At 71.4% G+C, this 19060-nt stretch carries 21 protein-coding genes; 10 read left to right on the top strand and 11 right to left on the bottom strand.

What is annotated here, in order from left to right:
• Positions 1–66: 66 nt before the first annotated feature.
• Positions 67–1056, top strand: coding sequence for a polyprenyl synthetase family protein (locus tag DAETH_RS02290; protein WP_264776326.1), 990 nt, complete (start codon positions 67–69; stop codon positions 1054–1056).
• 24 nt (positions 1057–1080) lie between these two features.
• Positions 1081–1587, top strand: coding sequence for an endonuclease V (locus tag DAETH_RS02295; protein ID WP_264776327.1), 507 nt, complete (start codon positions 1081–1083; stop codon positions 1585–1587).
• 10 nt (positions 1588–1597) lie between these two features.
• Here the strand turns inward: DAETH_RS02295 and DAETH_RS02300 are convergent, their stop codons facing one another.
• Positions 1598–2392 carry an N-formylglutamate amidohydrolase gene (locus DAETH_RS02300; RefSeq protein WP_264776328.1) on the bottom strand — a complete coding sequence of 265 codons (795 nt, stop codon included), beginning with the start codon at positions 2390–2392 and terminating at the stop codon, positions 1598–1600.
• A gap of 81 nt (positions 2393–2473) precedes the next feature.
• Between DAETH_RS02300 and recF the strand changes: the two genes are divergently transcribed.
• Both recF and DAETH_RS02310 read left to right on the top strand, forming a co-directional pair.
• Complete coding sequence (gene recF, locus DAETH_RS02305) at positions 2474–3574, top strand: DNA replication/repair protein RecF (RefSeq protein ID WP_264776329.1); 1101 nt, start codon at positions 2474–2476, stop codon at positions 3572–3574.
• Complete coding sequence (locus DAETH_RS02310; RefSeq protein ID WP_264776330.1) at positions 3571–4428, top strand: DUF721 domain-containing protein; 858 nt, start codon at positions 3571–3573, stop codon at positions 4426–4428. Before recF ends, DAETH_RS02310 begins: the two co-directional genes overlap by 4 nt.
• A gap of 77 nt (positions 4429–4505) precedes the next feature.
• On the opposite strand, the gene DAETH_RS02315 is transcribed toward DAETH_RS02310, so the two are convergent.
• The 9 genes from DAETH_RS02315 to DAETH_RS02355 form a co-directional block, all read right to left on the bottom strand.
• A complete protein-coding gene (locus DAETH_RS02315) occupies positions 4506–4751 on the bottom strand; it encodes a hypothetical protein (protein ID WP_264776331.1) in 246 nt (81 codons plus the stop codon).
• A 1-nt stretch (position 4752) separates the two neighbouring features.
• Positions 4753–5676 (bottom strand): phytanoyl-CoA dioxygenase family protein, encoded by a 924-nt coding sequence (locus tag DAETH_RS02320; protein WP_264776332.1) that lies wholly within the window; start codon positions 5674–5676, stop codon positions 4753–4755.
• Between the two features lie 118 nt (positions 5677–5794).
• Positions 5795–6757: an ABC transporter permease gene (locus tag DAETH_RS02325; RefSeq protein WP_264776333.1), complete on the bottom strand. Its 963-nt coding sequence runs from the start codon at positions 6755–6757 to the stop codon at positions 5795–5797.
• 191 nt (positions 6758–6948) lie between these two features.
• Positions 6949–7944: an ABC transporter permease gene (locus tag DAETH_RS02330; RefSeq protein ID WP_264776334.1), complete on the bottom strand. Its 996-nt coding sequence runs from the start codon at positions 7942–7944 to the stop codon at positions 6949–6951.
• Complete coding sequence (locus DAETH_RS02335; protein ID WP_264776335.1) at positions 7941–9494, bottom strand: sugar ABC transporter ATP-binding protein; 1554 nt, start codon at positions 9492–9494, stop codon at positions 7941–7943. Before DAETH_RS02335 ends, DAETH_RS02330 begins: the two co-directional genes overlap by 4 nt.
• A gap of 92 nt (positions 9495–9586) precedes the next feature.
• Complete coding sequence (locus tag DAETH_RS02340; RefSeq protein WP_264776336.1) at positions 9587–10567, bottom strand: ABC transporter substrate-binding protein; 981 nt, start codon at positions 10565–10567, stop codon at positions 9587–9589.
• Positions 10568–10817: 250 nt separating this feature from the next.
• Positions 10818–11270: a hypothetical protein gene (locus tag DAETH_RS02345; RefSeq protein ID WP_264776337.1), complete on the bottom strand. Its 453-nt coding sequence runs from the start codon at positions 11268–11270 to the stop codon at positions 10818–10820.
• Entirely contained in the window at positions 11267–11506 is a 240-nt protein-coding gene (locus DAETH_RS02350) for a hypothetical protein (protein WP_264776338.1), read from the bottom strand. Before DAETH_RS02350 ends, DAETH_RS02345 begins: the two co-directional genes overlap by 4 nt.
• A gap of 231 nt (positions 11507–11737) precedes the next feature.
• Entirely contained in the window at positions 11738–11950 is a 213-nt protein-coding gene (locus DAETH_RS02355; RefSeq protein WP_264776339.1) for a hypothetical protein, read from the bottom strand.
• A gap of 275 nt (positions 11951–12225) precedes the next feature.
• Between DAETH_RS02355 and DAETH_RS02360 the strand changes: the two genes are divergently transcribed.
• Both DAETH_RS02360 and DAETH_RS02365 read left to right on the top strand, forming a co-directional pair.
• Positions 12226–13242, top strand: a complete 1017-nt coding sequence (locus DAETH_RS02360) for a zinc-dependent alcohol dehydrogenase (protein ID WP_264776340.1) — start codon at positions 12226–12228, stop codon at positions 13240–13242.
• 14 nt (positions 13243–13256) lie between these two features.
• A complete protein-coding gene (locus tag DAETH_RS02365; RefSeq protein ID WP_264776341.1) occupies positions 13257–14333 on the top strand; it encodes a Gfo/Idh/MocA family protein in 1077 nt (358 codons plus the stop codon).
• 6 nt (positions 14334–14339) lie between these two features.
• Here DAETH_RS02365 and DAETH_RS02370 read toward each other — a convergent pair whose 3' ends face one another.
• Positions 14340–15299 (bottom strand): Kelch repeat-containing protein, encoded by a 960-nt coding sequence (locus DAETH_RS02370; RefSeq protein ID WP_264776342.1) that lies wholly within the window; start codon positions 15297–15299, stop codon positions 14340–14342.
• Between the two features lie 193 nt (positions 15300–15492).
• On the opposite strand from DAETH_RS02370, the gene DAETH_RS02375 reads away from it, so the two are divergent.
• From DAETH_RS02375 to DAETH_RS02390, 4 genes are read left to right on the top strand one after another with little or no spacing between them, the layout of a single operon-like run.
• Positions 15493–15984: a hypothetical protein gene (locus DAETH_RS02375; protein ID WP_264776343.1), complete on the top strand. Its 492-nt coding sequence runs from the start codon at positions 15493–15495 to the stop codon at positions 15982–15984.
• Positions 15984–17042 carry an AAA family ATPase gene (locus DAETH_RS02380; protein ID WP_264776344.1) on the top strand — a complete coding sequence of 353 codons (1059 nt, stop codon included), beginning with the start codon at positions 15984–15986 and terminating at the stop codon, positions 17040–17042. Before DAETH_RS02375 ends, DAETH_RS02380 begins: the two co-directional genes overlap by 1 nt.
• Positions 17029–18009 (top strand): DUF58 domain-containing protein, encoded by a 981-nt coding sequence (locus tag DAETH_RS02385; RefSeq protein ID WP_264776345.1) that lies wholly within the window; start codon positions 17029–17031, stop codon positions 18007–18009. Before DAETH_RS02380 ends, DAETH_RS02385 begins: the two co-directional genes overlap by 14 nt.
• Complete coding sequence (locus DAETH_RS02390) at positions 18006–19028, top strand: VWA domain-containing protein (RefSeq protein ID WP_264776346.1); 1023 nt, start codon at positions 18006–18008, stop codon at positions 19026–19028. Before DAETH_RS02385 ends, DAETH_RS02390 begins: the two co-directional genes overlap by 4 nt.
• Positions 19029–19060 lie beyond the last annotated feature (32 nt).

The following is a 19060-nucleotide window of genomic DNA, read 5'->3' on the forward strand; positions in this document are numbered from 1 at the left end:
GCGTGAGAACGGCCCTGCGGGGACGCGCCCACGGTAAGCCCGCCCCGGCCCGCTACACTGCCCCCGATGCGCCCCGACCTCCTCGACCGCGTGCTGTCGCTGCTCCCCGCCCGGAGTAAGCGCCCGGAGTTGCAACTGCTGTTTGACATGCTGCGCGACTACCCCCAGCGCGGCGGCAAGGGCATCCGCTCCGAACTCCTCCTCGCCAGCGCCCGCGCACACGGGGTCACACCGGGCTCCGAACGCTGGGAGGGGGCGCTGTGGCTCGCGGCGGCCCTGGAGATGTTCCAGAACTGGGTCCTGATCCACGACGACATCGAGGACGACTCGGAGGAGCGCCGGGGGAGACCCGCCCTCCACCGCCTGTACGGGGTGCCGCTCGCCATCAACGCGGGCGACGCCCTGCACGCCTACATGTGGGGCGCCGTGTGGCGTGCGGGCGTGCCCGGCGGCATGGAGGAATTCCTCGCCATGATCCACCGCACCGCCGAGGGGCAGCACCTGGACCTCGCCTGGGTGGAGCACCGCGAGTGGAACCTCACGGAGGCCGACTACCTGGAGATGGTGCGTCTCAAGACCGCCCACTACACGGTCGTCGTGCCGCTGCGGCTGGGGGCGCTCGCGGCGGGGATCGCGCCCCAGGACGCCTTCACCCCGGCGGGCCTCGCGCTGGGGGCCGCCTTCCAGATTCGGGACGACGTGCTCAACCTCGCGGGCGACCCCCTCAAGTACGGCAAGGAGATCGGCGGCGACCTGCTGGAGGGCAAGCGCACATTGATCGTGCTGCACTGGCTCGCCCGGGCGCCGGAGGAGCAGAGGCGGGTGTTTCTCGAACAGATGCGCCGCAACCGCCCCGACAAGGACCCCGCCGCCATCGCCGAAATTCACCGCTGGCTGCTGGAGAGCGGGAGCGTCCGCTACGCCCAGGACTACGCGGACGCCCAGGCTCGGGAGGGGCTGGAACTGCTGGAGGAGGCGTTGAGGAGCGCCCCGGATCAGGAGGCCGCGCGGGAGTTGCAAGGCGGCGTGCGGGAACTGGCGACGCGGGAGGCGTGAGGGCGTGGGGCCGCTTCTCCAGGGGTGTGCGCTCTGATCCTCGCCGTGGACGTGGGCTACTCGCCGGGCGGGGCGAAGGCGGCGGGCATCCTCTTCGGTGATTGGGCCGACGAACACCCGGAGAGGGTCCTGACGGCCCACCTCGGCCTTCCCGAGGAGTACCTTCCCGGAGAGTTCTACCGCCGCGAACTGCCCGCCCTGCTGAAGATCATCGAGCCTGCCTTACCGGAGACGAGCGTCATCGTGATCGACGGGTACGTGTGGCTGGGGAGCGAGCAAAGGCCCGGACTCGGCCTGCACCTGTGGGAGGTGCTGGAGGAGCGAGTCGCGGTCATCGGCGTCGCCAAGTCGAGGTTCCACGGCACTCCCGAGGAAGCAGAGGTTCTTCGCGGGACGAGCAGGAGCCCTCTCTTCGTCACCTCCGTCGGCCTCCCGCTGGAGGAGGCGAAGGGCTGTGTCCTGGGGATGGCGGGCGAGCACCGCATCCCGACGTTGCTCAGGTACGTGGACAGGCTCAGCCGCTCGGGTTGAACTTGCCGACTTACTCCACCAGCCCCAGCGCCGCGTCCGCGAACCGCCCGAAGGCAGCGTTCAACTCCCGCAGCGCCCCGGGCCGCACCACTCCCCACTCCCCGTAATACAGCGCCACGTTGATCTCGATGCCGAAGGCGGGAATCCCCGTACGCGCGTGGTGATTCCTGCTCAGGGTATCGGTCGTCCAGGGGTCGCCCACCGCCACGCGGTTGAACTCGCCCGTCAGCACGGGGGCGAACGCCTGGGCGCAGGCGGCTCGCAGGGCGTCCCAGCCGCCTCTGGGAAAGGTGGGCTCCCCTTCCGTCCCCAGCATCAGCGTCAGGGCGGGGCGGGGAGCCCCCGTGTCCGGCCCCAGCTTCGGCCCGTGCGAGGCCATCGAGTGCCCGACGATCATCAGCCGCGCGCCGCGCAATTCCTCGCTCACCCCCGCGTCGAAGGCGTCCCAGACCCGCCGCAACCGCGCCTCCCGTTTCCCTTGCGTCAGGGTGAAGCCCTCCGGGTAGAGGGGGCGGCGGTCGAAGTCCATCAGCTTGACCACCCCGTTGTCGTCCGTATCAAAGCGGTCCCGGTTGAGGTCCACCGCGAAGCGGCTCCAGGGGGCTTGCAGGTAGCGTGTGCCCGGCACCGCGTAGATCAGGTCGGTGTACGGGTCCCCCTCCAGAAACACCCGCCGCAGGAAGGCCGCCCGTTTCTCCTCGTCGAACACGTCCTCCCCCAGCATGTCCCGCAGCACGTCGGCGGGGAGCGCCCCGGACGGGTGCGGCGTGAGGACGAGGAGGCGGTCGCGGTCAGGGGCGGTCATGCGGCCCAGGATAGAGCGCGGGCCTTCCCCGCCCTCCCAACTGCGTCCCCGGCACCCCGCCCCCTTCCCCCCTCGCCTAGAATGTCCAGAGTGCAGCTCGCCTCCCTCTCCACCCTCAACTACCGGAACCTCGCGCCGGGCACGCTGAGTTTCCCGGCGGGCGTGACGGGTGTGTTCGGCGAGAACGGGGCGGGCAAGACGAACCTGCTGGAGGCGGCCTACCTCGCCCTGACCGGGCTCACGGACGTGACGCGGCTCGAACAGCTCGTGCAGTCGGGCGAGCGCGAGGCGTACGTGCGCGCCGATGTGCAGCAGGGCGGCAGCCTGAGCATCCAGGAGGTCGGGCTGGGGCGCGGGCGCCGTCACCTCAAGGTGGACGGGGTGCGGGTGCGGACGGGCGACCTGCCGCGCGGAAGTGCCGTGTGGATCAGGCCGGAGGACAGCGAACTCGTCTTCGGCCCCCCGGCTAACCGCCGCGCTTACCTCGACGCGCTGCTCTCGCGGGTCAGCGCCCGCCACGCCGGACACCTCGCCCGCTACGAGCGCACGGTGACCCAGCGCAACGCGGCGCTCAAGGCCGGGGAGGACTGGTCCCTCCACGTCTGGGACGACGTGCTCGTCAAGCTCGGTACCGAGATCATGCTGTTCCGCCGCCGCGCCCTGACCCGGCTGGACGAACTCGCCCGGGAGGCGAACGCGGCGCTGGGAAGCCGCAAGACGCTGATCCTGACCCTGAGCGAATCGACGACGCCCGAGACCTACGCGGAAGACCTCGCCGCCCGCCGTTCCGAGGAGTTCGCCCGTGGTGCCACCGTCACCGGACCCCACCGTGACGACCTGACCCTGACGCTGGGCGAGTTTCCCGCCAGCGAGTACGCCTCCCGGGGCGAGGGCCGCACGGTCGCGCTCGCGCTGCGCCGGGCCGAACTCGAACTGCTGTCCGAACGCTTCGGGGAAAAGCCGGTGCTCCTCATCGACGACTTCACGGCGGAACTCGACCCCGGGCGGCGGGCTTTTCTCCTCGACCTCGCCGCGAGCGTGCCGCAGGCCATTGTGACCGGCACGGAACGGGTGCCCGGCACCGCCCAGACCCTGCGGGCCCACGGGGGCCGCTTCACCCCGGAAGAGGAAGCGGCTCCGGCAGACCCTGTAACGGCCGATCCGGTGGAGGCGGGGGCGTGAAGGGGCCGCGCCGCACCGGGGCCTCCCGCAGCCTCGGCGACCTGATGGGACCGACGCTGGGCAGCGCCCGACTGACGAGGGGAATCGGCAAGGCGCGGTCGATCATCGCCTGGCCGCAGGCGGTCGGCCCGGAGATCGCCCGGATGACCCGGCCCCGCTCGCAGCAGGGCGGCACCCTCTTCGTGGAGGTGCGGGACAGCGCGACCGCCCACCACCTCACCCTCCAGCGCCACCACTTCCTGAAAAGCCTCAACGCCCTGCTCGGCGAGGACGGCGTGAACGAGATTCGCTTCACGGTGGGAACGGTCCGCGCCGCCGCGCCCGCCCCCCGCGTCGCGCCCCTGCCCGCCCCCGACCGCGCCCGGGCCCGCTCGCTGGTACGGAACGTGGAGGGGGACCTGAGGGACGTGGCGCTGAGGGCCGCCGAGGCGATCACCCGCGCCCGCAAGTGGAGGGAGGAACAGGGCTGGCGCCCCTGCCCGGTGTGCGGCGAGGCGAGCCGGGAGCAGCCCTGCCGTGCCTGCGCCCTCACCCTGGAAGACCCCAACGTCAGGCGGGCCGCCCGGCCGCTCACCCGCGCCCCCGAACGCCTGCCCCTGCTGTCTCCCCTGCTCGGGGACAGCGGGATGAACGCCGCCCGTTTCCTCGCGCTGGGGCTGCTCGAAGACCAGCTCGACCTCCTCGCGCTGGAGTGCGTGCGAGGCGGGGGGGAAGACGGTTACCGCGCCTTTCTGGCCCAGCAGGCGGAGGTGTACCTAGCCCTGGCGCACCGCAAGCCCCGCAGCGCCCTGACGAAGGCCGACCGGGCGGCGCTCCCCGAGCGGGTGCGGCAGGTGCTGGGGGCGGGGCGGTAGGGCCAGGACGACGCGCTCCCCTCCAGGAGAAGACCCCACCTCGGCGGGGAGGCGCGGTCTCGATCTTTACGGTGCCGCTACGCCTTGCCCAGCAGCTTCATCCGCAGCTCGTTTCCCTCGCCCCCCAGCCGCTCGGTCACGGTGAAGCGGAAGCGGGCGCCGTCGTGCATCTCCAGCACACATTCGGTGCCCTCACCCAACTCCGGGGTCGCCTCGTCGAGGGAGACGCGCATCATGCCGCGCCCCCCCTCCAGCGCCTTGATATGGCCTGGGACGGCGGCAGAGCCGAAGTGCGCGACCACGGTGTTGAAGTCCCGCGTCACGTCAGGCGTCGCCCATCATCAGGCCCTCGATGGTGTGGCCCTGCATAATGGGTTCGAGTTCGTCCACGACGCGGCAGATCAGGTGATCCCTCACCTCCTGCGGCAGACGGTCGTAATAGCCCCGCGTGAGCTGGAGGTCGTGCCAGGCGTCGTGGCCCGCGCCGGGGGCGTCCACACCGAGCACGAGCACCGGGCGGGGCTTCTGGCTGACGTTGGCAGTGCCCCGGTGGATGGTCAGGGCCGAGCGGACCGAGATGTCCCCCATCTTGGGGTACTTGCGCTGCGCCCGCGCCTGGTAGCGGGGGTAGAGCGACTGGGGCGGGAACATGCCGTGGTCGTACTCGCTGGGGTCGTCCCACTGGGTGCCCGGCGCGATCTCGAAGGGGCCCATGTCCTCCTCGGTGTCCACCGCGGTCAGGTTGAAGGCGAGCGAGTTCAGGCGGCGGTCCACCAGCGTCTCCTCGCCCGCGCGGAAGTCGCGGTGCCACGGCTGGTCCTTGGCGCCGGGGTTGGGTACGTCGAAGCCGATCTCCACGACTTTGTAGTTCGGCCCCAGCACGCACTCGCACACCGTCCGCACCCAGGGATGGGTCACGAGGTCGAGGAAGCCGCTGATGTCCTCGGGGTGAATCTCGACGTAGTGGCGGTTCGTGCCGCGCCCCACCGCGCCGCCGGGCCGGGCGAGGGCGGCCCTGTACAGCACCGCGAGCTCCTCGTCGAGCTTGGCGACCCACTCGCGCGGGAAAGCGCCCTTGAGGCCCAGGATGCCGTCGCCGTACAGGGCGGCCATGATGCTGGGCACGTCGTACTGCGGGTCGGCGTAGGGCGTGGCGTTGATCGGGGCTCCCGTGTCGGTGGTCGTCGCCGGGGCGTCGGCGCTCATGCTCATGGACGGGGCGGGCTTGGTGTCGTTCGTGGCGGTCATGGGGTCCTCCTGGCGAGGGGGAAATGAGGGCTCGGCAGCCGGAGCGGAGAGATGACTCGTGGAGCTATTTTGCGCCTTTGGGCCCGGGGAGAAATGAACCTGTCCTCACGCGCGGGACTCACCCCCCGCCGCTGGCCCTGCGGCGCGTGAGCTGGTTTTGCAGCACGACCACGAGGAGCAGGAAGGCGCCCCGGATGACCGACTGCCAGTAGGCGCTGAGGCTGATCGTGCCGCGCCCGTTCTCGAAGTTGAGGATGTTGAAGATGATGCCGAGGAGCAGCACGCCCACGAGCGTCGAGCCGATGGACCCGCTGCCCCCCGTCAGGAGCGTTCCGCCCACCACGACGGCGGCGATGGCGGTGAGTTCCCACCCCAGCCCCTCGGTCGGCTGCCCCGCCCCGAACTGAGACGCGAGGATCACGCCCGCGAGTCCGGCGAGCGCCCCCGACAGCACGTACACCCACACCAGGGTCCGCTCGACGGGCAGCCCCATCAGCCGCGCGGCCTCCTCGTTTCCCCCGACCGCGAGGACGTGCCGCCCGAAGCGGGTGGAGCGCAGCACCACGGCCCCGACCGCGAAGGCGACGAAGAGGAGGATCGCGGTGAAGGGCACGCCGCCGATGTTGCCCTGCCCCAGCGTGGTGAAGCCGTGCTCCGAATCGACCGACACCGACTGGTTCCCGGCGAACAGCAGCGCGAGCCCCCGCGCCGCGAGCAGCATGGCGAGCGTGGCGACGAAGGGCAGAATCTTGAGGTACGCGACAACCACGCCGTTGATCAGCCCGAGCAGGGTCGCGGCGGCGACCGCCCCGAGCAGGGCGGGCCACAGGCCGAAGGGACTGAGCAGCGCGGCAATCACGCTGGCAAAGGCCGCCACGCTCCCCACGCTCAGGTCGATGCCCCCCGTCATGATCACGAAGGCCATCCCCAGCGCGACGAGCCCGAACATCGAGTTGTAGCCCAGCACGGTGAAGACGTTGTACGTGGACAGGAAGCCCTCGTAGCGCAGCGAGCCGAACAGCACGAGCAGGGCCAGCGCGACGAGGACGCCGTACCGCTGGAGCAGTTGCCCCGCGCGCACACGCGAGGATTCACGCCGGGTCGGTTGTGGAGTGATGGCGGACAGGGGAGCCTCCTTCTGACGTTCCGCGCGGTCTTCCACACGAACGCTCTGAGTCTTTGTCTTTTTGCCCCTCCCCCTTCAGGGGGGAGGCCGGGTGGGGGTGAACGCGCCAGGCGTCCCAGAAAAACCGTCTTCCAACTCCCGCCCGCCTACCGCCGCTGCCGCTGGATATACACGGCGACGAGGATGATCGCGGCCTTCACCACGAGGGCCACGGCGTCGGGCACCCCGCGCGCGAGCAGGGTGTAACGGATGAGCTGGATGATCAGGGCGCCGAGCAGCGTCCCCAGGATGGTCGCCCGCCCGCCCGTCAGCGCCGTGCCGCCCACCGCGACGGCGGCGATGGCGTCGAGTTCCATGTTGAGCCCGACCTGATTGGCGTCCGACGAGGAGTTGATGGCGATCACAATCAGCCCGGCGAGCCCCGAGAGCAGGCCGCTGATGCCGTACACCGCGAGCTTGACCCGGTTCGTGGGAATGCCCGCCAGCCGCGCCGCCGCCTCGTTCCCGCCCACCGCGAGGACGTAGCGACCGAACACGGTGCGGCTCACGACCCAGGCGAAGAGGGCGACCACCGCGAGCATCAGGATGACCTGAAAGGGAATCCCGAAGGGTCGCCCCAGCCCGATGTACCCGAAGGTGGAGTTGGAAAAGGTCTGAAGCTGCCCGTTCGTCATGACCTGCGCGATGCCCCGACCCGCGATGAAGAGGATCAGGGTGGCGATGAAGGGCTGGATGCCGAAGCGGGTGACGAGCGAGCCGTTGAACAGCCCGAACACCCCCGCCACGAGCACCGGCACGGTAAAGGCGAGTCCGATGCCGAGCGCGGCGTTCCCGAAGGGCGGATTGAGAAACAGCATGGGCGCGACCGCCCCGCTGATCGCCATCAGCGCCCCCACCGAGAGGTCGATCCCGCCCGTGGCGATCACCAGCGTCATCCCCACCGCGACGATCACGACGGTCGCCACCTGGGTCAGGTTGACGTTGAGGGTCTGGGTGGTCAGGAAGTTCGGCGTGAAGAGGGCGTTGAAGAGGAAGAGCAGCACCAGGGCGACGAGGGGGCCGAGGAGGGGAGAGGTGGTCCGTTTGCGGCGGGCCTGCCCCAGGACGGGAGGCGGCGCGGTCGTTCTCCCGGGACGGGTCATGAGGCACCTCCGGTGGGGGCGGTCTCACCGTGCGCCGAGTCCCCGTGCGCCATCGCGTTCATGATCGCGTCCTGGCTGAGGTCCTGGCGCGGCAGTTCGGCCACGCTGCGCCCGTCGCGCATCACGACTACCCGGTCGGCGCCCTCCGCGAGTTCTTCGAGTTCGCTGGAGATCATCAGCACCCCCAGTCCCTCGCGGGCGAGTTCGCTCAGCAGGGCCTGAATCTCGCCCTTGGCCCCCACGTCGATGCCGCGCGTGGGCTCGTCGAGGATCAGGAGTTTGGGGTTCATGCACAGCCAACGGGCAAGGAGCACCTTCTGCTGGTTGCCGCCGGAGAGTTCCCGGATCTTCTGCTCCGGCCCCGCCGTCTTGATCCCCAGCCGCGCGATGAAGCGGTCCACGACCTCCGCCTGCCGCTTCGGATCGACGACGCCGTGGCGCGACAGGTGGGGCAGCAGCGCCAGCGTCAGGTTCTCGCGCACCGAGAGGTCGGGGATGATGCCCTCGGTCTTGCGGTCCTCCGAGCAGAAGCCCAGCCCGGCGCGGATGGCGTCACTCGGGGAGTGGAAATTCGCCCTGCGGCCCGAGACGCGCACCTCGCCGCCCTCCAGCTCGTCGGCCCCGAAGACCGCCCGGGCCGTTTCCGTGCGCCCGGAGCCCAGCAGGCCCGCCAGGCCTACAATCTCGCCCGCCCGCACGTCGAGGTCGGCGTCGCGCAGCATCGCGCCGGTGCGCAGGTCGCGCGCTTCGAGCAGCAGGCCGCCCTCCGCCCCGCCGCCGCGAGAGAAGGCCGTCTCGCCCTCCCGGCGCAGTTCGCCGACCTCCTTGCCGAGCATCCGGGCGACGAGGTCGAGCTTGCCGATCTCGCTCATGGCGCGCTCGTCCACCGTGCGCCCGTCGCGCATGACCGTCACCCGGTCACACACGGCGTACAGCTCGTCGAGGCGGTGGGAGACGAAGATGACCGAGACGCCCTGCGCCCTGAGCTGGCGAATGACGCCGAACAGCGTCTCCACCTCGCGGTCGTCGAGCGAGGAGGTGGGCTCATCCATGATGACGAGCTGGCTTTCGAACGACACCGCGCGGGCGATGGCGACCATCTGCTGCACGGCGACGCTGAAGTCCATCAGTGGGCGGGTCACGTCCACGTGAACGTCGAAGCGTTCGAGGAGTTCCCGCGCCTCGGCGTTCATCCGCCGCCAGTCGAGGAAGAGGCCGCGCCGATGTTCGCGTCCCAGGAAGATGTTCTCCGTCACCGAGCGCAGGGCGACGAGGTTGACCTCCTGGTAGATCGTGCTGATGCCGCCGCGCTGCGCGGCTTGGGGCGAGGTGAACTCGACCTCGCGCCCGGCAAAGGTGATCGTGCCGCCGTCCTTGCGGTAGGCGCCCGTGAGGATTTTGATGAGGGTGGACTTCCCGGCGCCGTTCTGCCCGATCAGGGCGTGGACCTCGCCGCGCCCGACCGCGAGGCGGGCTTCACGCAGCGCGGGCACGCCGGAAAAGCTCTTGTCGATGCCCCTCATAGCGAGGAGGGATTGCTGTTGTTCCACGTTAGGCCTTCTCTGCGGGGGATGTGCGGACCCTGGACCCGGAAGCCGAAAAGGGTGCCGCATCCCGGGCACCCCTTTGGTCGAGCGGAGGCTCAGTACGCCGAGGCGAGACCGGCCTTGGCGTTCTGGGCCGTGTAGTCGCGGTCGGGGTTGATGATCTTGGCGGGGATCTTCTTGCCCGCCGCGTAGTCCTTGAGGGTGGCAAAAGCCTTGGGCCCGAAGCGCGGGTTGCACTCCACGACGTAGTTGACCTTGCCGTCCACGACGAGCTGCACGATCTCCTTGCCGCCGTCGATGGACATCACCATCACGTCCTTGCCGGGCTTCTTGCCCGCCGCCTCCAGCGCGGCGATGGCCCCAATCGCCATCTCGTCGTTGTGGGCGTACACCACGTTCACGTCGGGGTGCGCCTGGAGCAGCGTCTCCATGACCTGACGGCCCTTGTCGCGGGCGAAGTCGCCGGTCTGCGAGGCCAGAATCTTGATGTTGGCGTTGCCCTTCACCGCGTCCTCGAAGCCCTTGCGGCGGTCGTTGGCGGGCGAGGAGCCCGTCGTGCCGAGGAGCTGGATCACCCGCGCCTGGCCCTTCATGTTCTTGGCGAGCCACTGCCCGACACGCTGGCCCTCCTGGATGAAGTCCGAGCCGATAAAGGTCACGTAGTCCTGCCCCGGCTTGGCGAGGCTCGGGTCCACGTTACGGTCGAGCAAGATCACCGGAATTCCGGCGGCCCGCGCCTTTTTCACGGCGGCGGCGAGGGGCTTTTCCTCGCGCGGGGCCAGGAAGATCGCGTCCACCCGCTGCGCGATCATCGAGTCCACGTCGGCGACCTGCTTGGCCGCCGAGCCCGCCGCGTCGGTGTACACGAGCTGGTAGCCGAGCTTCTTCGCCTCGTCCTGCATGCTCTTCGTCTGGGCGATGCGCCAGGGGTTGTTGCTCTCGGTCTGGGCGAAGCCCACCTTGTAGGTCGCCTTCTGGGGCAGCTTGGGCAGCCCCTGCGCGACGGCGAAGACGGTGAGGCCGGTGGCGGCGGTGGCGGCGAGCGCCAGGGCCAGGGTGCGGTGGTGTGATTTCATGGGTGCTTCCTTCTGCCTTTTGCGGCGAGGCAGGCCGTGGAACACGAGACCGACGAGGGAACGCCAGAAAAATCGACGAGGCAGCTCTCGCCCCGCCCGGACCTTGATTTGATGTGGCCTTATTTAAGCACCCGACCAAGCAAAGATGTCAAGACACCTTCACCCAGGTGCCTTGACTTCTCGGATTGGTCGGGTTAAGAGGAAAGGCTCGGTGTGAGGAAGGCTCCGGGGTGGACCCGGCACGCCCCCCTCACCGCGTCAAAGGCTGGTAGTAGGTCAGGGACGGCTTGGCCCCGCTTCCGGAACGGTAGAAGGTCGCGTTGGCCGAGACGCCCGCGCCCGTGACCGTGAGGCGGCGCGTCTCCCCGGCGGCCACGTCGCCCAGGATGCAGCGCAGGCCCGCCGGTTCGTTCGCGGCGCTCGCGCGGGCGTCCGGGAACAGCGGCCCGCAGTCCGGGTCGGCGCTGCCAAGCGCGCGGGGGTCGCTCGATCCCACGAACAGGGCGACCGCCCGCGCCGCCGAGGGGCCGGGGGAGAAGACCAGCTCGACCTCGGTGCCCCGGCGCTCGGCCGTCAGGCGGGCCTCCCGGTCGAGGACGGGCGAGACCACGTCGCGCACCGTGACGAGCCCGGGGGTCGACGGGCAGGCGGTGAGCAGGGGGACGAGGGTCAGCAGGGGCAGGAGGCGGCGCACGGAAGTCACACCCCCCCTTCCAGGCCGACCGCCCGCAGGCCCTGGTCGAGCCGGGCCTGCAAGATCAGGCGGGTGTCGCCCGTGAGTTCGGCGCGGCCGTCGAGCAGGTCCTGCACGACGAGGCCGACCACGCTCAGAGCGGTCCCGACCTTTTCCGGCGGAAGCTCACTGCGTGCGAGCTTGTCCTTGAGCAGGGTCAGGGCGAGATCGACGGCGACGGAAGCGAGCAGGGTGGGGGCAGTCATGACGCTCCTTCGGAAGGGGCCGGACGGGGCGAAGGGAGGAGCGGGGCGCGACCTGTCCGGCGAGGTCGCGCGCTCCTGGCCTGCGGGGGAGGATGTGGGGCTGACTTCACGATCAGGGAGACGGGCCACTCCGTCCTCCCGGGCCGTCCCGGATGTTCAGGCCCTTGCCGTCTTGATCGGGCAGGAGATGGGCGTGCCCGGGGAGGTTCCGAAGGCTGAAGCGCACGCCCGTCACCGCCAACGCTCCAGCGCCGCGTCGAACTGCTCGGGGGTGGAGGGGTGCCTCTCGTCCGTGTGGGAGTCACCCCGGCGACCGTCCGCGAGCCACCCGGCGGGGAGGGGCGGGACCAGGGCCTCGTGTCCGGCCTTCCCGCCCGTGCTCAAGCTGGGAACGGGGCGGCGGGGTTGATCGTCGGGGACGAGCCGGGGGTGGACAACCTTCATAACGCCTCCTGCACGGAAGGAGGAGCGGCCCCATTCCCCGTGAACCTGGCTTCCCGGGGACCGGTCCGTGCTGCGCCTTCGTGACGCCCCCACGACAGCACGCGGCGCGTGACTTCGGCGTGACCTCCGGGGCAGGGAGGCCGCGTTGACGCCGCCGCACGGGCCGCTCTAGGGTGAGGGCCGTTTTCCACTCCACAGGCTCACCCAGGAGGCGTCATGCCCGGAACTCCTTTTCCCCACCGCCGCGCGGCTCACTCCGCGCACGACGAGGCCCCGTGCGCGCCCTGATGTTCGAGGCGCCGTGGCAGATGCCGCTGCGCGAGGTGCCGTCCCCCCGGCCCGCCCCGGGCGAGGTGCTCGTGCGGGTGCGTGCGGCGGGTGTGTGCGGCTCGGACGTTCACGGCTTCACGGGCTCGACCGGGCGGCGCTCCCCCGGCGTCGTCATGGGCCACGAGTTCTGCGGCACGGTCGAGGCGCTGGGAGAGAGGGTGGAGAGGCACCGAGTTGGAGATAGGGTCGTCGTCCAGCCCATCGTCTCCGACGGGACGTGTCCCCAGTGCCGCGCCGGGCGCCCCAACCTCTGCCTGCACCGCCGGGGGATCGGCTGGTCGGTGAACGGGGGGTACGCCGAGTTCGTCAGCGTGCCGGAGCGCAACGCCCTCCCCCTCCCCGCCGAGGTGAGCTGGCACGAGGGCGCCCTCGTCGAGCCGCTTGCCGTGGCGCTCCACGCGGCGAACCTCACCCCGCTGGAGGTGGGGGACACGGTGGCTGTGCTGGGGGCGGGCCCGGTCGGGCTGCTGACCGTTCTGGCCCTGCGGTTGCGGGGCGCGGGCCGGGTGATCGTGAGCGACCTCAGCCCGCATCGCCTCGATCTCGCGCGGCGGCTCGGGGCGGACGAGGTGATCCACGCGGGCGGGACGGACCCCGTCGAGGAGGTACGCCGTCTCACGGTCGGGCACGGCGCCGACGCCGTGCTGGAGGTCGTGGGGATCACGGCGACCGTCAGGCAGTCGGTGCAGATGTGCCGTAACGGCGGGCACGTCACCTGGGTCGGCAACTCTGCCCCCACCGTCGAGGTCCCCATGCAGGAGGTCGTCACCCGCGAGATCACGGTGCGCGGCGCCTACGCTTTCGTGGACGAGTTCGCGCGGGCGGTGGAGTTGCTGCGTTCAAAGCGGGTGGACGTGACGCCCTTGATCGAGCGGGTGGCCGGGCTGGAGGACGGCCCCGAACTCATCCACGACCTCGCGCGGGGAAGTCTCGACGCGGTGAAGGTGGTGCTCGAACCCTGAGCGGGCCGGAGACCGTGGGCTTCCTGATCGTCGGGCCGGGCAAGGTCGCGCACACGCACGCGGGGGCCCTCGCCGACCTGCCCGGTGCCCGGCTCGCCGCCGTCTGCGGGCGGAACGCGGAACGCACCGCCGCCTTCGCCGCACAGTACGGGGCGCGGCCCTTCACCGACCTGGGAGAAGCGTTGCGTGACCCGGGCGTTCACGCCGTCATCCTCTGCACCCCGCACCCCCTGCACGCGGACGCCGCCGTGGAGGCCGCCCGGGCGGGGAAACATGTGTTCGTGGAAAAGCCCCTCGCCCTGACCGTCCGGGACGCCGACCGGATGATCACGGCGGCGCGGGAGGCGGGCGTGAAACTCGGCGTGGTCAGCCAGCGCCGCCTGTACGAGCCGGTCCAGCGGGTCAAGCGGGCGATTCTGGACGGCAAGATAGGCCGTCCCATCCTCGGCACCCTCAGCCTGCTGGGCTGGCGAGGCCCCGAGTATTACGCGATGGACGCCTGGCGCGGCACCTGGGCGGGCGAGGGCGGCGGCGTCCTCGTCAATCAGGCCGTGCATCAGCTCGACCTCCTCCAGTGGTTCGTGGGTCCCCTGGAGGAAGTGTCGGGTGCCTGGGCGAACCTCAACCACCCGGAAATCGAGGTGGAGGACACGGCGGTCGCCACCCTGCGCTTCGCGGGCGGGGCGCTCGGCAGCGTCGTGGTGAGCAACAGCCAGAATCCGGGGCTGTGGGGCCGGGTCCACGTCCACGGGGAAAACGGCGCGACGGTCGGCGTGCAGACGGACGGCGGCTCGTCCTTCGTGGCGGGGGTGACGACGGCGGTCGAGCCCCCCGTCAACGACGTGTGGACCGTGCCGGGCGAGGAGGGCCTGCTGCCTCTCTGGCAGGCCGAGGACCGGGAACGCGCCGCCCGCCTCGACGTGATGACGCACTACCACCGCCTTCAGATCGGGGACTTCGTGGGGGCCGTGCGGGAGGGCCGCGAGCCGCTCGTGCCCGGCGAGGAGGGCCGCAAGACCGTAGAGCTGATCGAGGCGATCTACCGGGCGGGCCGGACGCGAAGCGTGGTGAGGCTGCCGCTGGAGGGCTGAGGTGCCTCAGCAGGGGGGCGGGGTGAATGCCTCGTTCGCCGCCGTCGGGCCGAGTCCCGCGACCACGCCCCCGCCCGAGAGGAGGAGGCGAGCCCCGAGCGTGACCGCTCCCATGCCGTGCCTCGCCTGCGGCATCGGGGAGAGGGTGGTCCAGGTTCCGGCCCGCGCGTCGTACCGCTCGACCTCACCGAACATGCCGCCCTGGCGGGTGCTGCCCTCCCCGCCGAGGGCGTACAGGCACCTTCCCGTGGCCGCCACCGCGTGTCCGCTGCGCCCGGTGGGCAGGGGAGCGGCGCGCGACCAGCGCCCGGAGGCCGGGTCGTAGACCTCGTGGGCCGTGAGCCGGAAGTCGCGCCCGTCCGTTCTTCCGCCGACGGCGTGCAGCCGCCCCTCCAGCACCGCCACGCCGAGGTGATCGCGGCGGGTGGGCATGGGGGGGAGGACCGTCCACCTGTCCCGCCCCGGGTCGTACACCGCGAGGTCCCCTACGCTCGGCCCGCGCTGGCCGCCGACGGCGTAGATCCGGCCCCCTATAACGGCCGCCGCGAGCCCGCCGCGTTTGCTCGGCAGGGGGGTGCCGGAACGCCAGCCCTTCCCGGGCTCGTAAATCTGCACGGCGTCCGTCGCCCCCTCCAGCCCGGGGCCGACGTGCCCGCCCAGGACGTAGAGCCTGCCGCCCAGCCACACCGCCGCCGGGTGGTTCACGGGGACCGGGAGGGGCGGGAGGCTCGCCCAGGTATTCGTGACCGGGTCGTAGGCCTCGGCGCGGGCCGTGGTGCGGCCGTCCGCGAGGAAGCCGCCGACGACGTACACCCGTCCGTTCACGGCCGCCGCGCCGACCTCCTGGCGGGCCTGGGGAAGCGGGGCGAGGGACGACCACGAGGGCGAGGGGGCCGCGAGCGACAGGCCGAGGGAGAGGGCGGCGGCGAGCAGGACTCGGGGCGGGCGGCGGGCGAGGTCGGGCATCACGGTTCTCCTCGTGGGGCAAGGTGGGGATATCCCAGGGTAAAGGGTGTCGCCACTTCAGTCTTTTCCCAGACTCGGGGCCTACAGTAAAAAGACGCTCTCTCGTTCCACTCCCCCAGGAGGCTGGCGTGACCGTTTCAAAAGGCCGGGTTCGGGCGTTTTTTCCTCCTCGTCGTCCCAGGGCGGGACGAACATGAAGGGACTGATGGTGGGCCTCGTCGTGGGGGCGCTCGGGGGCGGCTTCGTGGCCGGGCGGCTGACGGCCCCCACGTCCTCTCACGTGCACGCCGGGGCGGGCGTGACCCTGCGGCCCCTTCCCGTGCAGGCGCAGTTGCCGAACGACCCCCGTGAGGTCATCCCGCTCGTGCCCGGCCCCGGCGACGAACCCGGGCAGGGGCAGCCTCGGCCGGGGCAGGGACCTCAGCAGCCCGGGCAGGGCCAGGGCCAGGAGCAGTGCGTGCTCCTCTTCAAGGACGGCCAGATGTATCGCCTGCAACCGGGCCAGCCCCAGCCGGGGCAGGGCCAGCAGCCCGGGCAGCCTCAACCCGGCGGTGACGGCAGGAACGGCCAGCCCGGCGGCGACAACGAACTCTTCCCGCTGGAGCCCTTCGACACGCCCCCCTCGCTCCCGGGTCCATCCCAACCCGGCGAGCCCGCCCTGCCCGACCTGAACCGGAGGATCTGATGACCGCACCCTCCCCCCTCACCCCCCTGTCGCCCCAGGCGGTGACGAACGCCGCCGCCCGCCTCAGGACGCTGCTCTTCGAGGTCAAAAAGGTCATCGTGGGGCAAGACCTCCTGCTCGAACGGCTGCTCGTCGCGCTGCTCGCGCGCGGGCACGTCCTCGTGGAGGGGGTGCCCGGCCTCGCCAAGACGCTGGCGATCAAGACGACCGCCGACGCTATCGGGGCGTCGTTCCGGCGCATCCAGTTCACGCCCGACCTCGTGCCCGCCGACCTGATCGGCACCCGCATCTACAACCAGAAGACGGGCGCGTTCGAGGTCGAACTCGGCCCGGTCGTCGCCAACCTGATTCTGGCCGACGAGATCAACCGCGCGCCCGCCAAGATCCAGTCGGCCCTGCTGGAAGCCATGCAGGAGCGGCAGGTCACCATCGGCAGCCAGACCTTTCCGCTGCCCGACCCCTTCCTGGTCCTGGCGACCCAGAACCCCATTGAGTCGGAGGGCACCTACTTCCTGCCCGAAGCGCAGGTGGACCGCTTCATGTTCAAGGTGGTCGTGGGCTACCCCGGCTTCCACGAGGAGATGACGGTCGTGGAGCGGGTGTCGAGTTCCTTCCCGCCCGTGGGGGTGCAGCTCTCCGGCGAGGAGCTGCGCGAGTTGCAGCGCATGGCCGACCTCGTGTACGTCCACCCGGCGGTGACCGAGTACGCGGTGACGCTCGCCCGCGCCACCCGTGACCCGGCGGCGGTGCGCCTTCCCGACCTCGCGCGGGCGGTGGCCTACGGGGCGAGTCCGCGCGCGAGCGTCAACCTGATCCTGGGCGCCAAGGCCCTCGCCGTCGTGCGCGGGCGCGAGTACGCCCTGCCCGAGGACGTGCGCGACCTCGCGCCGGAGGTCTTGCGGCACCGCGTCATGCTCTCGTACGAGGGGCTGGCGGAGGAGATCAGGATCGAAGAGATGGTCGGCAGACTCATCGCCGCCGTGCCGCTGCCGCGCGTCCACCTCGGCGACCCGACGGGCGCCTCTCCGCCGGTCGTGACGGGCAATGGCCCTGCTTAGCCTGCGGCGCCGCCGGGTCGTGGCGAGCCCGCCGCCTGCCCTCCACGTTCCGGCCCGCCCGCCCCTCGAACCGCCCGCCCAATTGCTGCGGCGGCTGGAGTTCCGGGTGGTGCGGCGGCTCGACGGCTTCCTCTTCGGGGACTACCGGGGCCTGTTCTACGGCCCCAGCCTGGACCTCGCCGAGGTGCGCGAGTACCAGCCCGGGGACGAGGTGCGGCGCATCGACTGGAACGTCACCGCGCGCAGTGGCAGGCTCCACGTCCGCCAGTACCGCGAGGAGCGCGAGCTGACCGCGTGGCTGGTCATCGACACCTCGCCGTCGATGAACTTCGGCACCCGCCGGGTCCTCAAGCGCGAGCTGGCGCGCGAGTTCGCGGGCGTGGCCTCGCTCGTGATCACCCGCCACGGGGACAAGATCGGGGCGATCACCTTCGGCCCCGGTTCCGGGATGGCGCCGCCGCGCGGGGGGCGGGCCCAGGCGCTCGCGGTGATGAACCTGCTGTCGAGGGGCGCGAGGGGCGGGCCGGATGCCTCCACCCAGCCCACCGACCTCGCCTCGGCCCTCACGGCGGTCGAACGGACGCTGCGGCGGCGGTCCCTCGTGTTCGTGGTGTCGGACTTCCTGGAGACGGCGCCCCCCGGCGCGGGGGGCTGGACTGGGGCCTTGGGGCGGCTCGCCCAGCGGCACGACGTGGTGGCGGTGCGCGTCTCGGACCCCGCCGAGCGGGCGTTGCCCGACGTGGGGGGAGTGCGGATGCGCGACCCGGAGACGGGGGAGGAACTGTGGCTCGACACCTCGGACCCGGGGGTGCGCGCCGCCCACGCCCGGCTGGTGGGGGAGCGTGACATGGCCTTGAAGCGGGCGCTGCAATCCGCGCAGGTGGACCTCCTCGACCTGGGCACCGAGCGGGACCCGGTGGGGCCGCTGCTGCGCTTCGCGGCCGTGAGAAGGGGGCGGCGCAGATGACCTTCGGCTTTCCCGCTCTGCTGTGGCTGCTGCTGCTCGTGCCGCTGGCGGTCTGGCTGCTCTCGGCGGCGGCGCGGCGGCGTCAGGGCCGGGCCCAGGCCTACGCCGACCCGCACCTGCTGGGCACGGTGCTGCGGGGGGGCAACCGGCGCCGATCCCTGATCCCGCTGGGGCTGCAACTCGGGGCGCTCACCCTGCTGCTCTTCGGGGCCGCGCAGCCCGTCGCCAAGCCCACCCTGCCGGTGAATAAGGCGTCGGTGATGATCGCGCTCGACGCCTCGCGCTCGATGCTCGCCGATGACGTGCAGCCCTCGCGGCTGGAGGCGGGCCGAACGCTCGCGCGGCAGTTTCTCGAACTCGCCCCCGCCTCCACCCAGATCGGCCTGATGACCTTCTCCGACAACGCCTCGGTCCTCGTGCCGCCCACCACCGACCGCCAGGAGGTGCTGGGCGCCCTGGACCGGGTCAAGCCCGCCCAGGCGACCTCCTTCGCGGGGGCTCTGGTGAGTGGCGTGCGTGCTCTACCCGGACGTGAGAAGGCGGTCCCCCCACGCGAGCTGCTGGAGGTGCCGGGCCAGGCCCAGGCCAACCCGAACGCGGCGCCGACCCCGATTGACCCCCAGACGCTGCCCCCCGGGGCGATCCTGCTCCTCTCGGACGGCATCTCGAACCGGGGGGCCAGTCCCCTCGTCGCCGCGCGCTTCGCCTCGGACCACCGGGTCAAGCTGTACGCGGTCGCGCTGGGCACCGAGGGGGGGGCGGTGAGCCGGGTGGAGGGGCAGCTCGTGTTCGTGCCGTTCGACACCAAGGAGCTGAGCCGCCTAACGCAGCTCACGGGGGGGCAGTTCCTCTACCCAGCCGACCCCGAGCGGCTGCGCGGGCTCTTCCGCGACCTCGGCTCGGCGATCCGCTGGGAGCCGAGCGAACTGGGGCTCGGAGGGCCGCTCGCGGGGCTGGCCGCCCTGCTCCTGGTGGTCGGTGGCGGGCTGGCGCTGGCGTGGCAGAGGAGGGTGCCGTGAGAGCCGTTCCCCGCCCTGTCCGGTCCGAGTCT

It is taken from the genome of Deinococcus aetherius (genome assembly GCF_025997855.1).
Classification (GTDB): Bacteria; Deinococcota; Deinococci; order Deinococcales; family Deinococcaceae; genus Deinococcus; species Deinococcus aetherius.